The sequence below is a fragment of the Pseudomonas sp. URIL14HWK12:I12 genome, from assembly GCF_003097135.1.
In the GTDB taxonomy this organism is placed as follows: domain Bacteria; phylum Pseudomonadota; class Gammaproteobacteria; order Pseudomonadales; family Pseudomonadaceae; genus Aquipseudomonas.
This window is the reverse complement of record NZ_QEQL01000005.1, coordinates 48,094-71,497: the sequence shown is the minus strand read 5'-3', so window position 1 is coordinate 71,497 and position 23,404 is coordinate 48,094. Positions and strand designations below refer to the sequence as shown.

General features: G+C 63.1%; 23 protein-coding genes and 4 tRNA genes. 17 read left to right on the top strand and 10 right to left on the bottom strand.

The window, feature by feature from the left end; all coding sequences use genetic code 11:
* Positions 1-5 precede the first annotated feature (5 nt).
* From lptB to F474_RS15530, 5 genes are read right to left on the bottom strand one after another with little or no spacing between them, the layout of a single operon-like run.
* A complete protein-coding gene (lptB, locus tag F474_RS15550; protein WP_097086107.1) occupies positions 6-731 on the bottom strand; it encodes an LPS export ABC transporter ATP-binding protein in 726 nt (241 codons plus the stop codon).
* Entirely contained in the window at positions 731-1,288 is a 558-nt protein-coding gene (lptA, locus tag F474_RS15545; protein WP_097086109.1) for a lipopolysaccharide transport periplasmic protein LptA, read from the bottom strand. The genes lptB and lptA overlap by 1 nt, the downstream gene beginning before the upstream one ends.
* A complete protein-coding gene (gene lptC, locus F474_RS15540) occupies positions 1,269-1,847 on the bottom strand; it encodes an LPS export ABC transporter periplasmic protein LptC (RefSeq protein WP_097086112.1) in 579 nt (192 codons plus the stop codon). The genes lptA and lptC overlap by 20 nt, the downstream gene beginning before the upstream one ends.
* Positions 1,848-1,856: 9 nt before the next feature.
* On the bottom strand, positions 1,857-2,378 hold the full coding sequence (locus F474_RS15535) for an HAD family hydrolase (RefSeq protein ID WP_097086114.1): 522 nt from the start codon (positions 2,376-2,378) through the stop codon (positions 1,857-1,859).
* A complete protein-coding gene (locus F474_RS15530) occupies positions 2,378-3,352 on the bottom strand; it encodes a KpsF/GutQ family sugar-phosphate isomerase (RefSeq protein ID WP_097086116.1) in 975 nt (324 codons plus the stop codon). Before F474_RS15530 ends, F474_RS15535 begins: the two co-directional genes overlap by 1 nt.
* A 250-nt stretch (positions 3,353-3,602) precedes the next feature.
* Here F474_RS15530 and F474_RS15525 point away from each other — a divergent pair, with 250 nt between their 5' ends.
* From F474_RS15525 to hisC, 10 genes are all read left to right on the top strand, one after another.
* Positions 3,603-4,412 carry an ABC transporter ATP-binding protein gene (locus tag F474_RS15525; protein WP_097086118.1) on the top strand — a complete coding sequence of 270 codons (810 nt, stop codon included), beginning with the start codon at positions 3,603-3,605 and terminating at the stop codon, positions 4,410-4,412.
* Positions 4,412-5,209 (top strand): lipid asymmetry maintenance ABC transporter permease subunit MlaE, encoded by a 798-nt coding sequence (gene mlaE, locus F474_RS15520; protein WP_097086120.1) that lies wholly within the window; start codon positions 4,412-4,414, stop codon positions 5,207-5,209. The genes F474_RS15525 and mlaE overlap by 1 nt, the downstream gene beginning before the upstream one ends.
* Positions 5,209-5,676, top strand: coding sequence for an outer membrane lipid asymmetry maintenance protein MlaD (mlaD, locus tag F474_RS15515; protein WP_097086122.1), 468 nt, complete (start codon positions 5,209-5,211; stop codon positions 5,674-5,676). The genes mlaE and mlaD overlap by 1 nt, the downstream gene beginning before the upstream one ends.
* A 13-nt stretch (positions 5,677-5,689) precedes the next feature.
* Positions 5,690-6,361: a phospholipid-binding protein MlaC gene (locus tag F474_RS15510; RefSeq protein ID WP_097086124.1), complete on the top strand. Its 672-nt coding sequence runs from the start codon at positions 5,690-5,692 to the stop codon at positions 6,359-6,361.
* Entirely contained in the window at positions 6,358-6,660 is a 303-nt protein-coding gene (locus tag F474_RS15505; protein WP_097086127.1) for a lipid asymmetry maintenance protein MlaB, read from the top strand. Before F474_RS15510 ends, F474_RS15505 begins: the two co-directional genes overlap by 4 nt.
* 101 nt (positions 6,661-6,761) lie before the next feature.
* Positions 6,762-7,001 carry a BolA family protein gene (locus tag F474_RS15500; protein ID WP_097086129.1) on the top strand — a complete coding sequence of 80 codons (240 nt, stop codon included), beginning with the start codon at positions 6,762-6,764 and terminating at the stop codon, positions 6,999-7,001.
* A gap of 22 nt (positions 7,002-7,023) precedes the next feature.
* The gene (murA, locus tag F474_RS15495) at positions 7,024-8,289 is read left to right on the top strand and encodes a UDP-N-acetylglucosamine 1-carboxyvinyltransferase (protein ID WP_097086132.1); all 1,266 of its coding nucleotides are present in this window, start codon (positions 7,024-7,026) and stop codon (positions 8,287-8,289) included.
* A 55-nt stretch (positions 8,290-8,344) separates the two neighbouring features.
* Positions 8,345-8,980 carry an ATP phosphoribosyltransferase gene (gene hisG, locus F474_RS15490; RefSeq protein WP_097086135.1) on the top strand — a complete coding sequence of 212 codons (636 nt, stop codon included), beginning with the start codon at positions 8,345-8,347 and terminating at the stop codon, positions 8,978-8,980.
* A gap of 129 nt (positions 8,981-9,109) precedes the next feature.
* The gene (gene hisD / locus F474_RS15485) at positions 9,110-10,429 is read left to right on the top strand and encodes a histidinol dehydrogenase (protein WP_097086137.1); all 1,320 of its coding nucleotides are present in this window, start codon (positions 9,110-9,112) and stop codon (positions 10,427-10,429) included.
* 3 nt (positions 10,430-10,432) lie between these two features.
* Complete coding sequence (hisC, locus tag F474_RS15480) at positions 10,433-11,476, top strand: histidinol-phosphate transaminase (protein ID WP_097086139.1); 1,044 nt, start codon at positions 10,433-10,435, stop codon at positions 11,474-11,476.
* A gap of 66 nt (positions 11,477-11,542) precedes the next feature.
* Here the strand turns inward: hisC and F474_RS15475 are convergent, their stop codons facing one another.
* On the bottom strand, positions 11,543-12,958 hold the full coding sequence (locus F474_RS15475) for a sugar porter family MFS transporter (protein WP_097086141.1): 1,416 nt from the start codon (positions 12,956-12,958) through the stop codon (positions 11,543-11,545).
* Positions 12,959-13,176: 218 nt separating this feature from the next.
* Between F474_RS15475 and F474_RS15470 the strand changes: the two genes are divergently transcribed.
* From F474_RS15470 to F474_RS15440, 7 genes are all read left to right on the top strand, one after another.
* Entirely contained in the window at positions 13,177-14,343 is a 1,167-nt protein-coding gene (locus F474_RS15470; RefSeq protein ID WP_097086143.1) for an MFS transporter, read from the top strand.
* A 265-nt stretch (positions 14,344-14,608) separates the two neighbouring features.
* Positions 14,609-14,684: transfer RNA gene (locus tag F474_RS15465), tRNA-Glu, on the top strand.
* Between the two features lie 6 nt (positions 14,685-14,690).
* Positions 14,691-14,766, top strand: a tRNA-Gly gene (locus tag F474_RS15460).
* A gap of 97 nt (positions 14,767-14,863) precedes the next feature.
* A tRNA-Glu gene (locus tag F474_RS15455) sits at positions 14,864-14,939 on the top strand.
* A 6-nt stretch (positions 14,940-14,945) separates the two neighbouring features.
* Positions 14,946-15,021 (top strand) — tRNA-Gly (locus F474_RS15450).
* 408 nt (positions 15,022-15,429) lie between these two features.
* A complete protein-coding gene (gene hutH, locus F474_RS15445) occupies positions 15,430-16,962 on the top strand; it encodes a histidine ammonia-lyase (RefSeq protein ID WP_097089392.1) in 1,533 nt (510 codons plus the stop codon).
* Positions 16,963-17,033: 71 nt separating this feature from the next.
* A complete protein-coding gene (locus F474_RS15440) occupies positions 17,034-18,407 on the top strand; it encodes an amino acid permease (RefSeq protein ID WP_097089394.1) in 1,374 nt (457 codons plus the stop codon).
* On the opposite strand, the gene F474_RS15435 is transcribed toward F474_RS15440, so the two are convergent.
* The 4 genes from F474_RS15435 to F474_RS15420 all read right to left on the bottom strand — a co-directional run bounded on the left by F474_RS15435 (position 18,388) and on the right by F474_RS15420 (position 23,254).
* Positions 18,388-19,623: an FAD-binding oxidoreductase gene (locus F474_RS15435; RefSeq protein ID WP_097089396.1), complete on the bottom strand. Its 1,236-nt coding sequence runs from the start codon at positions 19,621-19,623 to the stop codon at positions 18,388-18,390. The two genes, F474_RS15440 and F474_RS15435, sit on opposite strands and share 20 nt — an antisense overlap.
* Positions 19,624-19,708: 85 nt before the next feature.
* Positions 19,709-20,656: a dihydrodipicolinate synthase family protein gene (locus tag F474_RS15430; protein ID WP_097089398.1), complete on the bottom strand. Its 948-nt coding sequence runs from the start codon at positions 20,654-20,656 to the stop codon at positions 19,709-19,711.
* Positions 20,657-20,688: 32 nt separating this feature from the next.
* Complete coding sequence (locus F474_RS15425; protein ID WP_097089400.1) at positions 20,689-21,627, bottom strand: 4-hydroxyproline epimerase; 939 nt, start codon at positions 21,625-21,627, stop codon at positions 20,689-20,691.
* Positions 21,628-21,637: 10 nt separating this feature from the next.
* A complete protein-coding gene (locus tag F474_RS15420) occupies positions 21,638-23,254 on the bottom strand; it encodes an APC family permease (RefSeq protein WP_176510739.1) in 1,617 nt (538 codons plus the stop codon).
* Positions 23,255-23,404 lie beyond the last annotated feature (150 nt).

Below are 23,404 nucleotides of genomic sequence, written 5' to 3'. Positions count from 1 at the left end.
CGCCGTCAGAGGCGGAACTCGTGGCCTAGGTACACTTCCTTGACCAGTTGGTTGGCCAGGATAGTCTCGGCGTCACCCTCGGCGATCAATTGGCCATCATTCACGATGTAGGCGATTTCGCAGATGTCCAGCGTCTCGCGCACGTTATGGTCGGTGATCAATACACCGATCCCTTTGGCCTTGAGGTGATGGATGATTTGCTTGATATCACCCACCGAGATCGGGTCGACGCCTGCGAAGGGCTCATCGAGCAGAATGAACTTGGGTGCTGTAGCCAGCGCGCGCGCAATTTCGACGCGGCGGCGTTCACCGCCCGACAAGCTCATGCCCAGATTGTCGCGGATGTGAGTGATGTGGAATTCCTGCAACAGGTTCTCGAGCTCGGCATTGCGGCCAGCGGCGTCGAGGTCTTTGCGGGTCTCCAGAATCGCCATGATGTTGTTGGCCACCGACAGCTTACGAAAGATCGACGCTTCCTGTGGCAGGTAGCCGATGCCGGCGCGCGCCCTGCCATGCATGGGCTGATGGCTCACGTCCAGGTCGTCGATCAGCACACGACCCTGCTCGGCCTGTACCAGGCCGACGATCATGTAGAAGCAGGTGGTCTTGCCGGCGCCGTTGGGGCCAAGCAGGCCTACGATCTGACCGCTGTCGATCGACAGGCTGACGTCGCGAACGACCTGGCGGCCCTTGTAGCTCTTGGCAAGGTGCTGTGCCTTGAGGGTTGCCATTACTGCCCCTTCTGTTGCTGCGCGGGTTCGGTTTTTTTCTTCGGCTGGATCACCATGTCGATGCGTGGCTGCGGCGAGGTGACCTTGGAGCCGTTGGCTCGGCCGGCGTTGGCGACCTGGCGAACGGTGTCATAGACGATCTTCTCGCCGGTCGAGACGTTGCCGTCGTTCACGACCTTCGCACGGTCGGTCAGGATGATCCGATCCTGGGTGGCCAGGTAGTCGATCGTAACGGCCCAAGCCTGCACGATCGGCTTGTCAGCGGCAGGCTTTTGTTCGTAGTAGGCCAGGTTGCCTACCGACGTGAAGGTCTTGACGTCACCGTTGGTGTCGCGGGTGACTGTGACCTTATTGCCGGTGATCTTCATCGAGCCCTGGGTGATGATCACATCGCCCACGTATACCGCCACGCCCTGCTTGTCGTCGAGCTGGGAGGTGTCGGCCTGGATGTGGATCGGCTGGTCGCGGTCCGTCGGCAGCGCGAGGGCATTGACGCTCCCCAGCGCAGCGCCCAGGCCAAGCAGTACCGGGAGGGTTTTAGCGAGAGCGAGCGTCATACTGTCCTCTTACGTTGGACAGCAAGTCTACCTTGCTGTCTTTCAAATACGCTTTCATTCCTTTTGCCGTGGTCACGCCATTGGCGCCGTCGATTCTAACGGCTTGGTCGGTTTCGGCATATTGCCTGCGCGGGTATACCGTCGCCCGGCTGGTGTTGATCACGGTAGTACGGGATTTCTGGTCTGTGCGGTTGAGTTTGACCTTGTCGATCAGCTCGATCTGGGTACCGTCGGGGTTGACCTCGGCTCGCTCGCTGCGCACGTGCCACGGGTAGGGCGTGCCACGGTAGATTTGCATTTCCGGCAGCGTGACGTAGGAGACTTCGCTGACCTGGTGGTGTTCCACACGGTCGGCGGTCAGGTCGTACTGCAGGCTGCCGTCGTCCATGTATTGCTTAGTGTGGGTGTTGATCGCGTAATAGTCGACCACGCTTTCGTCGACCTGCGCCGGGGTGTTGTCGAGAAACCGCTCAGGCGTGATGCGCCAGTAGCCGATTGCGCCGACTGCGATCACCAGCACGATCAGGATCATGAGGTTGCGAATGAGCTTGTTCTGCATCGTCGGGCCTTATAGATAGCTATCGAGCAAGGGGTCGAGCTTGCCTTGCGCTTGCAGTATCAGCTCGCAGAATTCGCGTGCTGCCCCTTCGCCGCCGCGGGCTTGTGTCACGGCCATGGCGTGCTGGCGCACGAACGGCGCCGCGTTGGCCACTGCCATGCCCAACCCGACCCGGCGAATCACCGGCAGGTCGGGCAGGTCGTCGCCCAGGTAGGCGACGTCCTGGTATTCGAGGCCCAGTTGCCCGAGCAGTTCGTCTAGGGCGGTGAGTTTGTCTTCGCGGCCCTGGTAAAGATGCTCGATACCCAGGTTGTGCGCCCGGCGTTCCACCACGGGAGACTTGCGGCCAGTGATGATGGCGAGCTTGACTACGCTGCCCAGCATCTTGATGCCGTGGCCATCGAGAGTGTTGAAGGTCTTGAATTCGCTGCCGTCTTCGAGAAAGTAAAGGCGGCCGTCAGTGAGGACGCCATCGACGTCGAATACCGCGAGCTTGATGCGGCGAGCACGTTCGAGCAGATCCTGGTTCATTACATCACTCCCGCACGAAGCAGATCGTGCATGTTCAGCGCCCCAACGGGGCGGTCGTGGTCGTCGACCACCACCAGCGCGCTGATCTTGTGGTCTTCCATGATCTTCAGCGCCTGTGCAGCCAGCATATCTGGCCGTGCAGTCTTGCCGTGCTGGGTCATGACCTCGTCGATGCGTGCCTCGCGCACATCAATCGCGCGGTCCAGCGCGCGGCGCAGGTCGCCATCGGTGAAAACGCCGGCCAGGCGGCCATCGGCTTCGACCACCACCGTCATGCCCAAGCCCTTGCCCGACATCTCTACCAACGCCTCGCGCAGGCTCGCCCCGCGTGCGACGCGGGGCAGGGCGTTGCCCTGATGCATCACGTTCTCGACCTTGAGCAACAGCCTGCGGCCCAATGCCCCGCCTGGGTGCGAAAAGGCGAAATCCTCGGCGGTGAAGCCGCGGGCTTCGAGCAGGGCGACGGCCAGTGCGTCGCCCAGCACCAGGGCCACGGTCGTGGAGGACGTGGGTGCCAGGTTCAGCGGGCAAGCTTCCTGGGTGAGCCGCGAGCCCAGGTTGATGTCGGCAGCCTGCGCCAGTGGCGAGTCGGGGTTGCCGGTCAGGCTGATCAGCCGAATGCCCAGCCGTTTGAACAGTGGCACCAGCGCCATCACCTCGGCCGACGAGCCCGAGTTGGACAGCGCCAGCACGATGTCATCGCGGGTGATCATGCCCATGTCGCCGTGGCTGGCCTCGGCGGGATGAACGAAGAATGACGGCGTGCCGGTGCTGGCCAGCGTGGCGGCGATCTTCTTGCCGACATGCCCGGATTTGCCCATTCCCATGACCACGACACGCCCGGTGCTGCCCATGATCATTTCGCAGGCGCGTACAAAGTCGTCGCCAATGTGAACCAGCAAGCCTTCGACTGCCTCTATTTCTAGGCGGATGGTCCGCTGCGCGGACTGGATCAGGTCACTGGGCAAGGTCATGTCGTTCAGGTTGCAGAATGGGAAGGGCGGGGATTATAGGGGAATGCTGCGCGCGGTTCATCCCCGTTTCGGAAAACTCTCGTAGTGGGGCCGGATGCAGGTAGGCACTGTTTGAAAACGATTCAAGACTCAAGGTGGGCCATGCAGGTTGCCAGTGATATAGTTCGCCGCTTGTCGGCCAGCCCAGGGGTGTGCCTCGGCCGCAATCCAGGGCGTCCCATGGAGCCAGGCCGCTTCGCAAGGAGTTTGAATGACAGCCGATAACGCCTACGCGGTTGAGCTGAAGGGTGTGACCTTCAAGCGTGGCGCGCGCAGCATCTTCGAGAACGTCGACATCCGCATTCCGCGCGGCAAGGTCACGGGCATCATGGGCCCTTCCGGTTGTGGCAAAACGACCCTGCTCAGGCTGATGGGCGCACAGTTGCGGCCTTCGGCAGGTGAGGTCTGGGTCAACGGCCAGAACCTCCCGGCCCTGTCACGCAGTGATCTGTTCGACGCGCGCAAGCACATGGGTGTGCTGTTTCAGAGTGGCGCGCTGTTCACTGACCTGGACGTGTTCGAGAACGTAGCGTTTCCGCTGCGCGTGCACACCGACCTGCCCGAAGACCTGATCCGCGACCTGGTGCTCATGAAGCTGCAGGCAGTTGGGCTCAGGGGCGCGACCGCGCTGATGCCCGATGAGCTTTCAGGTGGCATGAAGCGCCGCGTAGCGCTAGCCCGGGCCATCGCCATGGACCCGCAGATACTCATGTACGACGAGCCGTTCGTCGGCCAGGACCCGATCGCCATGGGCGTTCTGGTGCGCCTTATCCGCTTGCTCAACGATGCCTTGGGCATCACGAGCATCGTCGTGTCCCACGACCTGGCCGAAACCTCCAGCATTGCCGACTATCTGTATGTGGTCGGCGACGGCCAGGTGCTGGGGCAGGGCACGCCGGCGGAGCTCAAGGCTTCGGATAACCCGCGTATCCGCCAGTTCATGACGGGCCAGCCGGATGGGCCGGTACCGTTTCACTACTCTGCGCCGCCGCTGGCTGCCGATTTTCTGGGGAAACGCTGATGCGCCGCACTGGTTTGATTGGGCGAATTCGCCTGATGGGGCGCTCGGCCATCGATGTGGTCGGCGTACTGGGCCGCTCCAGCCTGTTTCTGATGCATGTGCTGCTTGGCCGGGGCGGTACGTCCGGGCGCTTCCAGCTGCTGGTCAAGCAACTGTATTCGATAGGCGTGCTGTCGCTGCCGATCATCGTGGTTTCTGGGGTATTCATCGGCGGCGTGCTGGCCTTGCAAGGGTTCAGCATCCTGGCGCGCTATGGCTCGGAGCAGGCGGTGGGCCAGATGGTGGCACTCACGTTGCTGCGTGAGCTGGGGCCGGTGGTCACTGCGCTGCTGTTCGCCGGCCGCGCAGGGTCTGCATTGACTGCCGAAATCGGCAACATGAAGTCCACAGAGCAGTTGTCGAGCCTGGAGATGATCGGTGTCGACCCGCTCAAGTACATTGCTGCACCCCGTTTATGGGCCGGCTTCATCTCGCTGCCTTTGCTGTCCATGATCTTCGCCGTGGTGGGCATATGGGGCGGGTCGTGGGTGGCGGTCGATTGGCTGGGCGTATATCAGGGCTCGTTCTGGTCCAACATGCAGAACAGTGTCAGTTTCACCGATGACGTGCTCAACGGGCTGATCAAAAGCGTTGTATTCGCTTTCGTGGTCACCTGGATCGCCGTGTTTCAAGGCTATGACTGCGAGCCCACTTCAGAGGGGATCAGCCGTGCCACCACCCGGACCGTGGTTTACGCCTCGCTGGCGGTACTGGGGCTTGATTTCATTCTGACCGCTTTGATGTTTGGAGATTTCTGATGCAGAACCGCACCCTGGAAGTCGGTGTCGGCCTTTTTGTACTGGCCGGGATCCTGGCACTCGTGCTGCTGGCCCTGCGGGTAAGCGGCCTTACCCCCACGACGGCACACGACACCTACAAACTTTATGCCTATTTCGACAATATCGCCGGTTTGACGGTCAGAGCGAAGGTGACCATGGCTGGCGTGACCGTCGGCAAGGTCACTGCGATCGATCTGGACCGCGATACCTTCACCGGGCGCGTGACATTGGAAGTCGACAAGCACGTGAACAACCTGCCCACCGACTCCACCGCGTCGATCCTCACTGCAGGGCTGCTTGGCGAGAAATACATCGGCCTGAGCGTGGGTGGCGACACGAACGTGCTCAAGGATGGCGGGACCATCCACGACACGCAATCGGCCCTGGTGCTGGAAGACCTGATCGGCAAATTCCTGCTCAATACTGTGAGCAAAGATGCCAAATAAAGGAGTGAGTCACATGATGTCGACCCTGCGAAACGCTTGCCTGGCACTGCTGGCGGCCTTGCCGATGCTGGCGCTCGCTGTGCCTGCCAATGCGGCGGCGGGGGGCTCGGCCCACGATGTGGTGCAGGGCACTACCAACGAGCTGCTAAGCGACCTGAACGCTCACCGCGAGCAGTACCGCAGCAACCCCAACGCTTTCTATGACGCCTTGAACCGGATCGTAGGCCCTGTAGTAGACGCCGACGGTATCTCCCGGAGCATCATGACGGTCAAATACTCGCGCAAGGCGACCCCTGAGCAGATGACGCGTTTTCAGGAGAACTTCAAGCGCAGCCTGATGCAGTTCTATGGCAATGCGCTGCTCGAGTACACCAACCAGGGCATCACCGTCGACCCACCCCGTGACGAAAGCGGTGACCGCGCCAGCGTCGGTATGCAGGTCAAGGGCAACAATGGGGCTGTTTATCCGGTGTCCTACACGCTCGAGAAGATCGGCGGCGAGTGGAAGGTGCGCAACGTCATCGTAAATGGCATCAACATCGGCAAGCTGTTCCGTGATCAGTTCGCTGACGCCATGCAGCGCAATGGCAACGACCTGGACAAGACCATCGACGGCTGGGCCGGCGAAGTGGCGAAGGCCAAGCAGGCTACCGACGGCGCCACCGGCGGGCAGGGCGCGCAGTGAGCCTGGCGCGGGTCGAAGCCGCCCCTGACGGGCTCGCGTTGTTCGGCGAGCTCGATTACCGCACCGGCAAGGCGCTGCGCGAGGAGGGTGGCAAACTGGTGAAGGCCGGCAGCGGCTTCGTCGTGGTTGCCGACTGCTCCGGCGTGGCGAAGGCCAGCAGCGTAGGTGTAGCCTTGCTGCTGGCCTTCGCCCGGGATGCCAAGGCCTGCGGTAAAACCTTGAAAGTGCGTGCGATGCCGCCCGACATCTGCCAGATCGCCGACGTCAGCGGCGTACTGGAACTGCTCGAAGCAGAATGAACCGCCGCCCGGCCGGCCGCTTGCGTACAGTGTTCGCAGGCGGCCGGCTTTTTTTGTATGATGGCCGACCCGTGCGCACAGGGCGCCGATAGAGGTTGAGCATGCAGGCCACAGAAGTGAAGAGCTTTCTCGAAGAGAAGCTCGACCAAGTGCAGGTTGAAGTCGAAGGTGAAGGCTGCAACTTCCAGTTGAACCTGATCAGCGACGAGTTGGCGGCGTTGAGCCCAGTCAAGCGTCAGCAGCAGGTGTACAGCCACCTCAATCCCTGGATCGCCGACGGCAGCATCCATGCCGTAACCATGAAATTCTTCAGCCGCGCCGCCTGGGCAGAGCGCGCCTGAGCCCCTACGCCACGAGAGTGCTATGGACAAACTGATCATTACCGGCGGCGCTCGCCTCGACGGCGAAATCCGCATCTCCGGAGCCAAGAACTCCGCGTTGCCGATCCTGGCGGCCACTTTGCTGGCCGATGGGCCGGTCACGGTCTCCAATCTTCCGCACCTGCACGACATCACCACGATGATCGAGCTGTTCGGCCGCATGGGTATCGAGCCTGTCATCAACGAAAAGCTCGCGGTCGAAATCGACCCGCGCGCGATCAAGACCCTTGTTGCGCCTTATGAGCTGGTCAAGACCATGCGGGCCTCGATCCTGGTGCTCGGCCCGATGGTCGCGCGCTTTGGCGAGGCCGAAGTCGCGTTGCCTGGCGGCTGCGCCATCGGCTCGCGCCCGGTCGACCTGCACATCCGTGGCCTTGAAGCCATGGGCGCCAAGATCGACGTCGAAGGCGGCTATATCAAGGCCAAGGCGCCCGAAGGCGGCCTGCGCGGCGCTCACTTCTTCTTCGACGTGGTGAGCGTTACGGGTACCGAGAACATCATGATGGCTGCCGCCCTCGCCAAGGGCCGGACTGTGCTGCAGAACGCTGCGCGCGAGCCGGAAGTGGTCGACCTGGCCAATTTCCTGATCGCCATGGGTGCGAATATCCAGGGTGCTGGCACTGATACCATCACCATCGACGGTGTCGAGCGCCTGCATTCGGCAGACTTCAAGGTAATGCCTGACCGCATCGAGACCGGCACCTACCTGGTGGCCGCCGCGATCACCGGTGGCCGCGTCAAGCTCAAGGATACCGACCCGACGATTCTCGAGGCGGTGCTGGAGAAGCTCAAGGAAGCTGGCGCCCACATCACCACGGGTGAGAACTGGATCGAGCTCGACATGAAGGGCAAGCGTGCCCGCGCGGTGAACCTGCGCACTGCCCCATACCCTGCGTTCCCTACCGACATGCAGGCCCAGTTCATCTCCCTGAACACCGTGGCCGAAGGCACCGGCGCGGTCATCGAAACCGTGTTCGAAAACCGCTTCATGCACGTCTACGAGCTGTTGCGCATGGGTGCGAGCATCCTGGTCGAAGGCAATACCGCCATTGTCACCGGCGTTACCCAACTCAAGGGTGCCCCGGTAATGGCCACCGACCTGCGCGCTTCGGCGAGCCTGGTGCTGGCGGCGCTGGTCGCCGAGGGCGATACCCTGATCGATCGCATCTACCACATCGACCGTGGCTACGAGTGCATCGAGGAAAAACTGCAAATGCTGGGCGCGAAGATTCGTCGCGTTCCGGGCTAGTAGAAGCCTGGCCGGGCCCATTGGCCCGGCCGATTGATTAGGGATCCCCCTTCCCATGCTGACCATCGCGTTGTCCAAGGGCCGCATCCTCGACGACACCCTGCCGCTGCTGGCCGAGGCGGGCATCGTGCCCACCGAAAACCCTGACAAGAGCCGCAAGCTGATCATCCCCACCAGCGATGATGGCGTTCGCCTGCTGATCGTACGGGCCACCGACGTGCCTACCTACGTCGAGCAGGGCGCTGCCGACCTGGGGGTGGCGGGCAAGGATGTGCTGATGGAGTTCGGTGGCCAGGGTATCTACGAGCCGCTGGACCTGCGCATCGCCTGCTGCAAGTTGATGACTGCCGGTGCCGTGGGTGCCGCTGCGCCAAAAGGCCGGCTGCGCATCGCCACCAAGTTCGTCAATGTCGCCAAGCGCTACTATGCAGAGCAAGGCCGGCAGGTCGATATCATCAAGCTATACGGCTCGATGGAGCTGGCGCCGCTGGTGGGCCTGGCCGACAAGATCATCGACGTGGTCGACACCGGCAACACGCTGCGTGCCAATGGACTTGAGCCTCAGGAGCTGATCGCTCATATCAGCTCGCGGCTGATCGTCAACAAGGCATCGATGAAGATGCAGCACGCCCGCATCCAGGCGCTGATCGACACCTTGCGCCATGCCGTCGAGTCGCGACACCGCGACTGACACTTCCCCTGCGCGCGGCGCCCGCTGCACGCAACTCGCTATCGGCGCCATTGGCGGAAATTCCCCGCCACCGGCGCGCGGTGCTGATAGATTAAGAACCCCGTATAACCGCCAAAACAGAGGCTTGCCATGACCGCTGCAACCGCCATACGCCGACTCGACGCCCTTGATCCGGATTTTGCCCGACATCTGGACCATTTGCTGAGCTGGGAAAGCGTGTCGGACGACGCGGTCAACCAGCGCGTGCTGGACATCATAAAAGCCGTGCGCGAGCGCGGTGATCAGGCGCTGGTGGAATTCACCCAGCGCTTCGACGGTGTGCAGGCCACTGCCATGGCCGATCTGATCCTGCCGCGGGCGCGGTTGGAGCAGGCGCTTGAGCGCATCACACCCGCCCAGCGCCAGGCGCTGCAGACAGCCGCCGAGCGTGTGCGCGCTTACCACGAGCAGCAGAAGCAGGATTCCTGGAGCTACACCGAAGCTGACGGGACCGTGCTGGGCCAGAAAGTCACGCCGCTCGACCGCGCCGGTCTCTACGTGCCGGGAGGCAAGGCCTCCTATCCGTCCTCGGTGCTGATGAATGCCATCCCGGCCAAGGTGGCCGGCGTGGCCGAAGTGGTGATGGTGGTGCCCACCCCCCGTGGCGAGGTCAACGAACTGGTACTGGCAGCCGCCTGCATTGCCGGGGTAGACCGCGTGTTCACCATTGGCGGTGCGCAAGCCGTGGCAGCGCTGGCTTATGGAACCGAGAGCGTGCCGAAGGTCGACAAGGTCGTCGGCCCGGGCAACATCTACGTCGCCACCGCCAAGCGCCATGTGTTTGGCCAGGTCGGCATCGACATGATCGCCGGCCCGTCGGAGATCCTGGTGGTCTGTGACGGCGGCACCGACCCAGACTGGATCGCCATGGACCTGTTCTCCCAGGCCGAGCACGATGAGGATGCCCAAGCGATCCTGGTAAGCCCGGACGGCGCATTCCTCGATGCGGTAGCGGCCAGCATCGACAAACTACTGCCGACCATGGAGCGTGCGCCGATCATCCGTACCTCGCTGGAGGGCCGTGGTGCCCTGATCAAAGTGGCCGACATGGCGCAGGCGATCGAAGTCAGCAACCGTATCGCGCCCGAGCACCTGGAGCTTTCTGTGGCTGACCCCGAGGCGTGGTTGCCTTCGATTCGCCATGCCGGCGCCATCTTCATGGGCCGCCACACCAGCGAAGCGCTCGGCGACTACTGCGCTGGCCCCAACCATGTGCTACCCACGTCGGGCACCGCGCGGTTCTCCTCGCCGCTGGGGGTCTACGACTTCCAGAAGCGTTCTTCGATCATCTTCTGCTCGCCCAGCGGCGCATCCGAACTCGGCAAGACCGCCTCGGTGCTGGCCCGTGGCGAATCGCTCAGTGCGCATGCCCGCAGCGCCGAGTACCGCATTCTGGACCAGGGGGAGTAACCCATGAGCAAGTTCTGGAGCCCGTTCGTCAAGACCCTGGACCCCTACGTGCCAGGCGAGCAACCCAAGCTGACCAACCTGGTCAAGCTCAACACCAACGAAAACCCCTACGGGCCGTCACCCAAGGCGTTGGCTGCGATGGCAGCCGAGGTGGGCGACAACCTACGCCTTTACCCGGACCCCAACAGCGATCGCCTCAAGCGTTCCGTAGCTGATTTCTATGGCATCACGCCGGGCCAGGTGTTCGTCGGCAACGGCTCGGACGAAGTGCTGGCGCACATCTTCCATGGCCTGTTCCAGCAGCGCCTGCCGCTGCTGTTTCCAGACATCAGCTATAGCTTCTACCCTGTCTACTGCGGCCTCTACGGCATCGCCCACGAACAGGTGCCGCTCGACGAGCACTTCCAGATCCGCATCGAAGACTACGCTCGCCCCAATGGCGGGATCATTTTCCCCAACCCCAATGCACCGACGGGCTGCCTGTTGGCGTTGGAGGCGGTAGAGCGCATCGTGCAGAACAGCCCCGATTCGGTCGTGGTGGTGGACGAGGCGTACATCGATTTCGGCGGCGAATCGGCCATCGCCCTGGTAGGGCGGTACCCGAACCTGCTGGTGACCCAGACCCTGTCCAAGTCGCGTTCGCTGGCGGGCCTGCGAGTGGGCATCGCAGTAGGCCACCCCGACCTCATCGAGGCGCTGGACCGCGTCAAGAACAGCTTCAACTCCTACCCGGTCGACCGTATTGCCATCGCTGGTGCGGCAGTGGCCTTCGACGACCGCGCCTGGTTCGACCAGACCCGCCAGGCCGTGATCGACAGCCGCGAAGCACTGAGCGAGCAGCTGCGCGCCCGTGGGTTCGACGTGCTGCCGTCAGCGGCCAACTTTGTGTTCGCTCGCCACTCCGAGCGGGATGCGGCCGAGATCGCGGCTAAAGTCAGGGAAAAGGGGGTGATCGTTCGTCACTTCAAGCAACAGCGCATCAACCAGTTCCTGCGTATCAGCATCGGTACTCCCGAGCAGAACCAAGCGCTGATCGACGCCCTCTGACGGGTGCCTTCTGCGGTGGCCGCAGGCCTTGGGCAGGTGAGGGGCCTCACCTGCCTGAGCCTGGGGCTAGAGCGCCTTCTTCAAATGGCGTTCAATTTCCTCAAGGCTCTTGCCCTTCGTTTCCGGCAGGCACAGTGCGACGAAGCAAAGCGAGCCCAGGTTCAGTACAGCGAACACATAGAAAGTGGCGTTGCCGATCCACTCCAGCGCCATCGGGAAGGCAAATGCGACCAGTGCATTGGACACCCATTGCATTGATACCGCCGCGCCCGTGAGCACGCCCCGCACCTGATTGGGGAACAGCTCCGACATCAGCAGCCAGTACACCGGTGAGATGCACATCTGCATGAACAGCAGGAAGACCAGGATGCAGGTCAGTGCAAGGTAGCTTTGCAGCAAGCTGTTAGGCAGCATCGACAGCACCGTTCCCAATGCCAACTGTGCCACGATCACCACGCAAAGGCCGCCCATCAGCAACGTGCGCCGGCCGACCCGGCCAATCGCCCAGATACCCAGCACCGTAGCGATTACCGACACCACACCGTTGCCGATGGTCGCCGTCAGAGCCGCATGAGTACCCAGGCCGGTGCTCTTGAGGATGATCGGGGTGTAGTACATGAATGCATTGACCCCAGTGAACTGAATCACGAAACCAAGCCCCACACCGATCAACAGCAGCTTGATCACCCAGCGCTGGCGCAACAGTTCGCCCAGGGGGGGGTGCTTCCTGGCAGCGCGCGCGTGGTCGCCCAGCTCCAGTGCTTCCTGATGAGCCTCCTCGGGCGTGTCGCGCAGGCGCTTGAGCACCGCTTCGGCTTCATCGATCCGGCCTTTGGCGGCGAGCCAGCGCGGCGAGGTAGGGACCAGAAAGGTTCCCACGAACAGCAAGATGCCCGGCACCATTGCAATGGCCAGCATGTAGCGCCAGATATCATTGCGCTGCAGTGCCCATGCCAGCAAAGCGCTGAGCATGTAGGCCAGCAACTGGCCGGTGACGATCATCAGTTCGTTACGGCTTACCAACCGCCCGCGGCGCTTGGGGCCGGCGATTTCGGCGATGAACACCGGCACCGTTGCCGAGCCGCCTCCCACCGCCAGGCCAAGCACGAAACGCATCGCTGTCATCACGCTTACGTTCGGCGCAACGGCTGTACCCAATGCGCCGAGCACGAACAGCACAGCCAGCGAGCGCAATGTGCTGCGCCGGCCGAATCGGTCGGAGATATAGCCGCTGGCCAGCGAACCGATGGCAGCGCCTACGATCAGCGAAGAGGTGATCAACCCCTCGGTGAAGGCATTCAGGCCCAACCCACCCTGATCGATGGGCAGGGTCATGAAGGGAAGGGCACCTGCGATGATGCCAGTGTCGTAGCCAAAAGCCAGGGCACCCATGGTGGCGACCAGCACGGTCATGAAAATCAGACGTCGAGGGCTGGGTTGCGCGCGCTCGGCCGTGCCGGCCATAGCGATGGAGTCTTGCATGCTGAGGGTCCTGTAGCGGAAAACGATGGGCTGGCCAAGCGTCCGCAGTCCCGGGCCGAGGCCTGGGGCCGCTGAACAGTGCGGAACAGACGCTTGGCGTAGAAATTTATGACAATGTGTGTCGAGGGAGTTCCACTTCAGAGAGGCAGCAGCCAAGGCTTTGTGCTGTAAATGTGCAATCATCGCCGGCTACGTATTCAGAGGCTGAAGGTTGAGCTATGGGCAGCAACAGGGCAGTGCTGGCGGTGCTGATTTTCGCGGTTTCGGTGGTGGGCCTTGGCATGGGCGCAACGCTGCCGGTGGTCGCCTTGCGCATGTACCAGATGCAGGCCCCGACCCTGTTGATCGGCCTGCTGGCGGCCATGCCGGCGGTTGGCATGATGGTGTCGGCGTTCATGATCGAAGGGTTGTGCCGGCGGTTTACCCGGCGTGGGCTCTACCTCTTGGCGCTAGGCCTGTGCGCGGCCAGCGTCGCCGCCATCGAGCCCCTGGCCGCTTCACCCTGGGCGCTTGGGGCCGCCCGGGCGCTGATGGGGGTGGGCATGGGTGTGGTGATCATCCTCGGCGAGTCCTGGGTCAATGAAATGAGCCCGGTCGACGCTCGGGGCCGGTTGGTCGCACTGTATGCCACTTGCTTTACCGCCTGCCAGATGCTCGGCCCGGCGTCGGTGGCCTGGCTGGGCGCCGAGGGGCCTTGGGTGAGCCTGCTGGTGCTGGCCAGCCTGGCGTTGGGTCTTGCACTTATCGGTTGGGTGATGCCTGCCACTCCAGCACTGCGCGAACAGCAGGGGCGCGGCTTCTCCGTGCTGGGTTTCGTCAAGGTGGCACCGGCCTTGTGCATGGGGGTGTTGCTGTTCAGCTTCTTCGATAGCGTCGTGCTAGCGATGTTTCCAGTCTACGCCGCGGCGCTGGGGTTCAGCCTGGGGTTGGCTGCGCTGACCAGCAGTGTGATCCTGGCGGGCGACGCCGCCTGCCAACTGCCGCTGGGCTGGCTCGCCGACCGCAGCGACCGGCCCCGCCTGTACCTGGCCTGCGGCCTGCTGATGGTGGTGATCGGGGCTGCTTTGCCGTGGCTGATGGGCAGTGGGCCGTGGTTATGGCCCGCCCTGATCGTGCTGGGGGCGGTGGCAGGAGGGGTCTACACCTTGGCGATCGTATTGATCGGCGAGCGTTTCGAGGGCGCGGATTTGGTGACCGCCAACGCCAGTGCCGGGCTGATCTGGGGGATAGGTAGCGTATTGGGGCCCTTGGCCAGTGGTGCCGCCATGGGGGTAGGGCAACACGGCCTGCCCTGGACGTTGGCTGCGTCGGCCGGGCTGTTCGTCGTTATCGCCTGGCGCATGCAGCGCAGGCAGCGCCACGCCCTTGCCCTGCGGGCCGAGTGAAGGATCTTTTCGGCGATCCGGGTTGCACGTCAGTGGCGGGTTACTTCGTTTCGATAGCCCAGAGGCGCCGTATCGGGCGGTTGCCACCCCGCCCAATACCAGGGAAGCCCCGCCTTGTGACGACGACCCTGTTGGGGGGCGAAGTTATTGATTTAAATAAATTTCCAAGCGGGGGTTGACGCCTATGCAAAGCCCCCATAGAATGCGCGCCACTTGCAGCGCAAAGCACACAGCGAAGCGCGGCAGGTAGTGAAAGTTGTAGCCTGTCCCCTTCGTCTAGTGGCCTAGGACACCGCCCTTTCACGGCGGTAACAGGGGTTCGAGTCCCCTAGGGGACGCCATGTTTTGCGGGAATAGCTCAGTTGGTAGAGCACGACCTTGCCAAGGTCGGGGTCGCGAGTTCGAGTCTCGTTTCCCGCTCCAGTTTACAAACGTCACGCGAAAGCGGGGCGAGTAAAACCCGAAGGCAACTGGCTGTTATCTTCGGAGGCTGAAACACTTAGGTGTTTCGGGGCTTTACGTCCCCTTCGTCTAGTGGCCTAGGACACCGCCCTTTCACGGCGGTAACAGGGGTTCGAGTCCCCTAGGGGACGCCATATTTTGCGGGAATAGCTCAGTTGGTAGAGCACGACCTTGCCAAGGTCGGGGTCGCGAGTTCGAGTCTCGTTTCCCGCTCCAAATCAAGAGAAAAGAGGCTTCGGCCTCTTTTTTCGTTTCTGCGTTTTCAGTACTCCTCTCACTCTCCAAGCCTGCCCCTTCCGCCAGCCGGCGCATGCCCACGCACCTTCTGATCTATGCGTTGCACCCCGTCGTGCTGTTGATCCCTTCTCGCCAGCTTATAGCCCTACCTGCTAAGCCTCTGCGCGTGCACCGGTGCGCTTGGCCCTGCGCGCGGCAGGCCATCGAGCCGTTGACAAAAGCTCTATTGACTGTAAATGTATATACATTAACAACAACAAGGTCTTCTTCATGCCTTCCCCTCATAAAAGGCGCGGCCAAACGGTGCCTGCCCGTTCGTGCATTGGCTGCGCTGGCGTGCAGCTCAGTACCCATTACGTCCCCCTGATCGATCAAGGAATCTGAGCCATGACCGCGCTGAATCTCATCCCCGGAACGCTAACCCTTGCCCAGCTGCGCGCGTTCTACCTCAACCCGTCGCCGGTCACCTTGGATTCCAGCGCTGCCTCAGGCATCGCGGTCAGCGTCGCCTGCGTCGAAGCCATCGTCGCCGAGGGCCGCACCGCCTATGGCATCAACACCGGCTTCGGCCTGCTGGCTTCCACGCGCATCGCCGCCGCTGACCTAGAGAAGCTTCAGCGGTCACTGGTGTTGTCTCATGCCGCCGGGGTTGGCGAGCCGCTGGACGACGCCATGGTCGGGTTGATCATGCTGCTGAAAATCAACAGCCTGGCGCGCGGTTTTTCTGGCATCCGCCCCGTGGTGATCGACGCGTTGCTGGCTTTGCTCAATGCTGGTGTGTACCCACACATACCACTCAAGGGGTCGGTAGGTGCCTCGGGCGACCTGGCGCCACTGGCGCACATGTCGCTGGTGCTGCTGGGCGAGGGCAAGGCCCGCTACAAAGGGCAATGGCTGGCGGCCACCGAGGCCCTCGCTGTGGCCGGGCTGGCACCACTGACGCTGGCAGCCAAGGAAGGCCTGGCCCTGCTCAATGGCACCCAGGTTTCTACGGCCTATGCGTTGCGTGGGTTGTTCGAGGCCGAAGACCTCTATGCAGCCGCTACCGTGTGCGGTGGCCTGAGCGTAGAAGCGATGCTGGGTTCGCGGGCCCCGTTCGATGCGCGTATCCACGCTGCGCGCGGCCAGCGCGGTCAGATCGACGCCGCCGCTGCCTACCGCGACCTGCTCACCGAGGGCAGCGAAGTCGCCAACTCCCATGCCAACTGTGACAAGGTGCAAGACCCTTACTCGTTGCGTTGCCAGCCGCAGGTGATGGGCGCCTGCCTCACCCAGTTGCGCCAAGCGGCCGAAGTACTGGTGGTGGAGGCCAACGCGGTGTCCGACAACCCGCTGGTGTTCGCTGAACAGGGCGATGTGATTTCCGGAGGCAACTTCCACGCAGAGCCCGTGGCCATGGCTGCCGATAACCTGGCTTTGGCCATTGCGGAGATCGGTGCGCTGTCGGAGCGGCGTATCTCTTTGATGATGGACCGGCACATGTCGCAACTGCCGCCTTTTCTGGTGGAAAACGGCGGGGTCAACTCGGGGTTCATGATCGCTCAGGTCACCGCTGCAGCGCTGGCCAGCGACAACAAGGCCCTGGCCCACCCGGCCAGCGTGGACAGCCTGCCCACCTCGGCCAACCAGGAAGACCACGTGTCGATGGCGCCCAACGCCGGCAAGCGGCTTTGGGCGATGGCCGAAAACGTGCGGGGGATCGTCGCCATCGAATGGCTCGGCGCCTGCCAGGGCCTGGACTTCCGCCAGGGGCTGAAGGCTTCACCCAAGCTTGAACAGGCCCGTGCGCTGCTGCGGGCGCAGGTGCCGTATTACCAGGAAGACCGTTTTTTCGCGCCAGATATCGAAGCCGCCAGTACCTTGTTGGCCAGTGGCTGCCTCAACTCGTTGATCCCTGGCGCACTGCTGCCGAGCCTGTAAATGCAATCTGCCGCTTCTGTGAAGGAGCGGCTTCCTCTTAAAATACAAGCACTAAGAGGAGATTGCCTGCAATGAGTACACAGCCAGGATTGAAACGAGGGCTGAGCGCTCGTCATATCCGTTTCATCGCGTTGGGGTCGGCCATCGGCACCGGCCTGTTCTACGGTTCGGCCTCGGCCATCCAGAAAGCCGGGCCATCGGTGCTGCTGGCCTACCTGATCGCCGGTGCTGCCGTTTATATGGTCATGCGGGCGTTGGGCGAAATGGCCCTGCGCCGCGCAGAACCTGAGTCTTTCGGTGATTACGCCACCCAGGCCATGGGGCCGTTCGCCGGCTTCTCCACCGGCTGGACCTACGCGTTCGAAATGGTCATCGTCTGCCTGGCAGACGTCACCGCGTTCGGCATCTATATGGGCTTCTGGTTTCCCGACGTCCCGCAGTGGGTCTGGGTGCTGTCGGTCATCTGCCTGATCGGCGCGCTGAATCTATGCACCGTCAAGGTATTCGGTGAGCTGGAATTCTGGCTGTCGATCGTCAAGGTCGGCGCTATCGTAGCGATGATCCTGGGCGGCTTGTGGATCATGGCCTTCGGCCTGGGCCAGGCGCAAACGGGAACGGGGGTGGTCAATCTCTGGGAAAACGGCGGCTTCTTCGCCAACGGCGCCAGTGGGTTGATCGCATCGCTGGCGGTGGTGGTGTTCGCTTTCGGCGGTATCGAGATCATCGGTGTCACCGCCAGCGAAGCCAAGGACCCCGAACGCACGCTGCCGCGGGCGATCAATGCGGTGCCGTTGCGTATCCTGCTGTTCTACGTGTTGACCTTGCTGGTGCTGATGGCGATCTTCCCATGGCCGCAGATCGGCAGCCAGGGCAGCCCCTTTGTGCTGATTTTCGACAAGCTGGGGGTCACCTCAGCGGCAGCCATCCTCAATGTGGTGGTGATCACGGCCGCCTTGTCGGCGATCAACAGTGACGTGTTCGGCGCCGGGCGCATGCTTTACAGCCTGGCGCTCAAGGGCCACGCCCCCCGTGCTTTCGCGCAGGTGTCGCGCAACGGCGTGCCGTGGCTCACCGTGCTGGTCATGGCCGTGGCGCTGGGGGTCGGTGTAGTGCTGAACTACCTGATCCCCAAGAATGCCTTCGAGTTGATCGCGGCACTGGCCACCTTCGCCACCGTTTGGGTGTGGTTGATGATTCTGTTGTCGCAATTCATCTTGCGCCGGCGCATGAATGCGCAGGATGTGGCCGCGCTGAAATTCGCGGTGCCGTTGTGGCCGGTGGCGCCCGCCCTGGCGATCGCCTTCATGGTGTTCATCTTCGGCGTGTTGGGGTATTTCGAGGAGTCACGCCCGGCATTGGTGGCCGGGGTAGTGTGGATGTACCTGCTAGGCATTGCCTGGTACAAATGGGTCAAGCCGCGCCAGGTCAGAAGCGATCAACCCTGAAGCGCTCCGGCGCTGGCCTGCCGGCGGCCAGTGCCCCGACCAGTTCTGCCGTGGCCGCGGCCTGGGTGAGCCCCAGGTGTTGATGCCCGAAAGCCAGTAGCACGCGCCCCCCGCAGGCCTGGTCGATCACTGGCAACGAATCGGGCAATGACGGCCTGAAACCCATCCAGGGCGTGGCGCCCTCTGCGTCGAGGGCCTGTTCGAACAACCCCTGGCTCAAGCGCAGCAATTGCCAGGCGCGCTCATGGTTGGGCGGGCGCTCGAGCCCGGCGAATTCCACAGTGCCGGCCAGGCGAAGGCCACCGGCCATGGGGGTCATGATAAAACGCCGTTCGAACGAAGTGACTGCGAAGGGCAGCCGGCCGGTTTCGTTTGGCAGCATCAGGTGATAGCCGCGTTCGGTGTCCAGCGGCACCTGCACGCCCGTGAGGCTTTTCACCAGGCTCGCCGAATGCGCCCCGGTGGCGATCAATACGCGGCGGCTGCTCAGTTGGCCTTGAGCGGTCTGCAGCGTGACGCTGTCGGCAAGCACCTGGCCTGCGAGCACCTCGCTCTGGATGAAGCCCACACCCGCCTGGCGTGCTGCTTCCACCACCGCCAGCAGCGTGGTGTAAGGGTCGATGAAGTGCCCCGTCTCAGGAAAGAACAGCCCGCCCTGGGCGCGTCGATCAAGCTCGGGGGCGGCGCGGTGCAGTTGGTCGGCACGCCATTGCTCGACCGCCACCTGCTGCTGGCGCATCCGTTGCTGTAGCGCTTGCAGGGCTGTGTGCGATTCGGGTTTCTCATACATCAACAGCGAGCCTTGCAAATGCAGCAGTTCGCTGTGGCCTATGCTTGCCAGCATCCGCTGCCAGGCGGGCAGGCTGGCCTGGTTGAGCTGGCGCAGGCCTTCGACAGTGCCAGCAAAGGGCGCAGGCCGCAGGTTCAGTAGCAGCCGGGTGAACCAAGGCAGGGCACGGGGCAGGTAGCGCCAGTCCAGGCGCAGTGGGCCCATGGGGTCGAGCAGCATGGCGGGCAGCCGCTTGAGGATCGACAGGTCGGCGATTGGGAACACCTGCTCGGTGGCCAGGTGCCCGGCATTGCCGAAAGAGGCGCCGCGGCCCGGTGCCTGGCGGTCGAGCACCTGTACCTTCAAGCCCTGACGGGCCAGTTCCAGGGCGCAGGTGACGCCGATGATACCGGCGCCGATGACGAGGATGTCCGAGGTGTTTGGCATGGCGGCTCGTAAGGGCTGTTAGTAACAGGGGAGGCGCGTCGCGCGGAACGGTGTGTTTTCACGCCCGCGCGACGACGTGGGGGAGTCAGCTCAGCCCTTGCTCAGCCGCCCATTGCCCATACCACTGGCGGAACAACCGGAACTGGGTTTCAGCGTAGTGCCGTTGCGGGGCGCTCAAGCGGTCGCTCTCATTGAAATGCAGCCGATAGGCTTCATCTCCGTTGAGCACCATCAGGTGTTTGTAATACAGCACCAGGTCCGCCCCCTCATCGAACGACGACAACACCGCCAGCGCTTGCTCCAGTTCACCGGCCAGGCGCCGCGCCCGAGCATCGCCTGCCGCCGCTTGCTTGCTCAAGGCGACCAGTTGCAGCACCTCACGGGGCAGTGCATTGCCGATGCCGGTGATGGCGCCGGTGGCGTTGCAGTTCACGAAGCCATGCACCACCTGCGTGTCTACGCCAACCATGAGCGTCACTTCCGTGTCGCCGGAGGTGATGTGCTCGGCGGCGTAGCGCAGGTCAGCGGCACCGCCGAATTCCTTGAAGCCAATCAGGTTCGGATGCTGCCGGCGCAGCTCGAAGAACAGCTCCGCCCGGGTGGCGAAGCCATAGTAGGGGCTGTTGTAGATCACGGCGGGCAGTTGCGGCGCGGCGCTCAGAATGGCCGAGAAATGCGCCTTCTGCGCGCTGGCTGAAGAGCCCCGGGACAGCACCCGCGGGATCACCATCAAGCCGTGTGCGCCGACCTCGGCAGCATGGGCGGCATGGGCCACCGCCTCGCGGCTGTTCACCGCGCCGGTGCCTACGATGGTGGGTACCCCAGCCGCCACCAGCCGTGCCACGCCTTCCTGGCGCTGTGCCTCGCTCAGCAACGGCCAGTCGCCCATCGAGCCGCAGTACACCACCGCGCTCATGCCGATATCCACCAGCTCACGGCCCTTGGCGACCAGCGCGTCGTAGTCAGGGGTTCGCTGCGCGGTGCAGGGGGTCATCAGCGCGGGGATGCAGCCGGTAAAAATGGTGTCGCTCATGGTGTGTCCTCGAAAACCAATAGGTGGGAAAATCAGATGCCCCAGGCAAAGGGGTCGCTGTCGTCGATCAGCAAGCGTGCGTCAGCGGTGACCCAGGCCTGGCCTGTAATGAACGGGCGGATGCGTTGGGCGGTCTGCTCGTTACCCGCTTGGTAATGCCCAGTGAATCGGCTGCCGGTGATGCCGGCCTGCACCCAGGGCTGGCCAGGTGCGAGCTTGCCGTCGGCGGCCAGGCACGCCAGCTTGGCGCTAGTGCCGGTGCCGCACGGGGAGCGGTCGTAGGCCTTGCCGGGGCACATCACGAAGTTGCGGCTGTCGGCCTGCGGGTCATCGGCAAACAATTCGATATGGTCGATCGGTTCGCCGCCTTCACCGTGGATACCCTGCGCCTGAAGGGCGGTGAGCATGTTCCAGGTGAGGTCGGTCAGCCGCTCGACATTGCTCAGAGCAAGGTCTTCGCCGTGGTCGTTGACCAGAAAGAACCAGTTCCCGCCCCAGGCGATGTCGCCGATGAAGCGGCCATAGCCAGGCACCTGGACCTCGACCTGGCTGCGATAGCGCCAAGCCGGCACATTGCCCAGCGTGACCTCACCGGAGCCATGCAGCGTGGCGGTCACTGGGCCCACGGGCGTGTCGATCAGGTGTTCGCCCGGCTCCAACCGGCCGAGGTGGTGCAGCGAGGCCACCAGGCCAATGGTGCCGTGGCCGCACATGCCCAGGTACCCGGTGTTGTTGAAGAAGATCACGCCGCAGCTAGCACCGGGGCTTACCGGTGGGCACAGCAGCGCACCCACCAACACGTCATTGCCCCGCGGTTCGAGCAGGCAAGCCTTGCGCCAGCGGTCATGATGGGTGCGCAGCTCCTCACGCTGGGCCGCCAGCGTGGCGCCAGTTAAAGCAGGGAACCCCTCGATCACCAAACGCGTGGGTTCGCCGCCGGTGTGGGAGTCGATAACGTGCAGTGTCTTCATGGCAAAGGCCTTAACGCAGCTGTGCGTGCAACGGTGAATGTTCGGCGGGCGCCACCTCGGTGGCCTCGTCTTCGTCGGTGTCCAATTGCAGTTGATGGGCCGGTACCCCGGTCGCCGCACCCCAGTAGTAGATGGCCAGGGCGCAGGCCGCGACGACGAGGGTGTCCAGCGGGTGCCCGATCACGCCCAGGCCCCCGAAGCTGCCCAGCCAGGAAAGTAGGATGGTCACCGCGTAGAAGCCGATCAGCCAGGCCGAGCAGCGCACCTGCTGGCGAAGGCTGATGTGTGCGGTAGGCACCCAACGGCCACACATCAGGTAAATCACGAACAACACGATCTGCAGGCTCAACAGCCAGGACACGGTCGCCCAGCCCGACCAGTACACGATCAGCGCAGCGATGATGAACGACAGCGGCCCCATCAGCGAAAGCCCCCGTACCCGAAACGGCCGCGGCAGGGCCGGAGCACTGCGGCGCAGCGCCGCCACCGACACCGGGGCCACGGCGTAGCTGAGCATCAGCGCCGCCGACACCACGTTGATCAGTGCCTCCCACGAGGGAAACGGCAAGGTCCAGAACACCGACAGGCCAAAGGTGAGCCACAACGCCGGGCGCGGGATGCCCGATTCGGCATCGATGCGGGTGAACAGCTTGAAGAAGGTGCCGGTCTGCGCCCAGCCATAGACCACGCGGGGGGTTGCGTTCATGTAAATGTTGCCGCAGCCGCTGGGGCTGATCACGGCGTCGGCCACCACCAGCCAGGCCAACCACACCACACCCAGTGCCAAGGCTATGTCGCGATAGGGCAGTGCCAGCGCCTTGCCCATGTCGGCCCAGCCACCGCTAAGCATCTGGCTGGGAATGCCGCCGAGAAAGGCCACCTGCAGCAGCACGTAGATCGCCGTGGACAACAACACCGAAAGAATCAGCGCCAACGGAATGGTGCGCTGCGGATTATGCACTTCACTGGCCACCGAAATGATCGGTGTCAGCCCCAGGTAGGCGAAGATCACCCCGCCCGCCGACACAGCCATCTCCACGCCTGAAAGGCCGAATGGCGCGAAGCCTGCGCTGGTGAAGTTGGCGGGGGTAAAGAAGGTGAACAGCACCACGATCACCAGCAAAGGGACTACGAACTTGAACACACTGATCAGGTTGTTGGCCTTGGCGAAGGTTTTCACGCTGCGGTAGTTGAGCCAGAAAAACAGGCACAGCAATGCCAATTGCATCAGCCAGCCCAGCAGCGTCGGGTCACTGGAGCCGCTTTTGGTCAAGCCCGGAAACCAGGCCGCCGCGTACTGGCGGGAGGCAACCACCTCGATGGCCACCAGGCTGGAGAACGCGATCAGCGTGATCAGCCCCATCAGGTACCCCAGCAAAGGGCCATGAGAATAGAACGGGTAGCGCACCACACCGCCGGCACGCGGCAGAGCAGCACCCAGCTCGCAATAGACGATGCCCAGCAGCAGCACGGCGAAGCCGCCCAGCAGCCAGGAGAGGATGCCCGCCGGGCCCGCGATGGCCGACACGTGGCTGGCCGCGAACAGCCAGCCGGAGCCGAAAATCGCGCCCAGGCCGATGAAGGTGAGGTCGGTCAATGACAATTGCTTCTTGAACTTGCCTTGCACTGACATGGCGATGCCTTTTTTGTGGGTTCTTGGAATAGGCAGTGAGCAGCGGCCAGGCAGGCCTGGCTGAGTTGTTATGGGGCGTAGAATGAACCCGGCCTGGCCGGTAGCGCTTGAGGGTTTTGCACCCTGAAGATGACGAAATCGGCA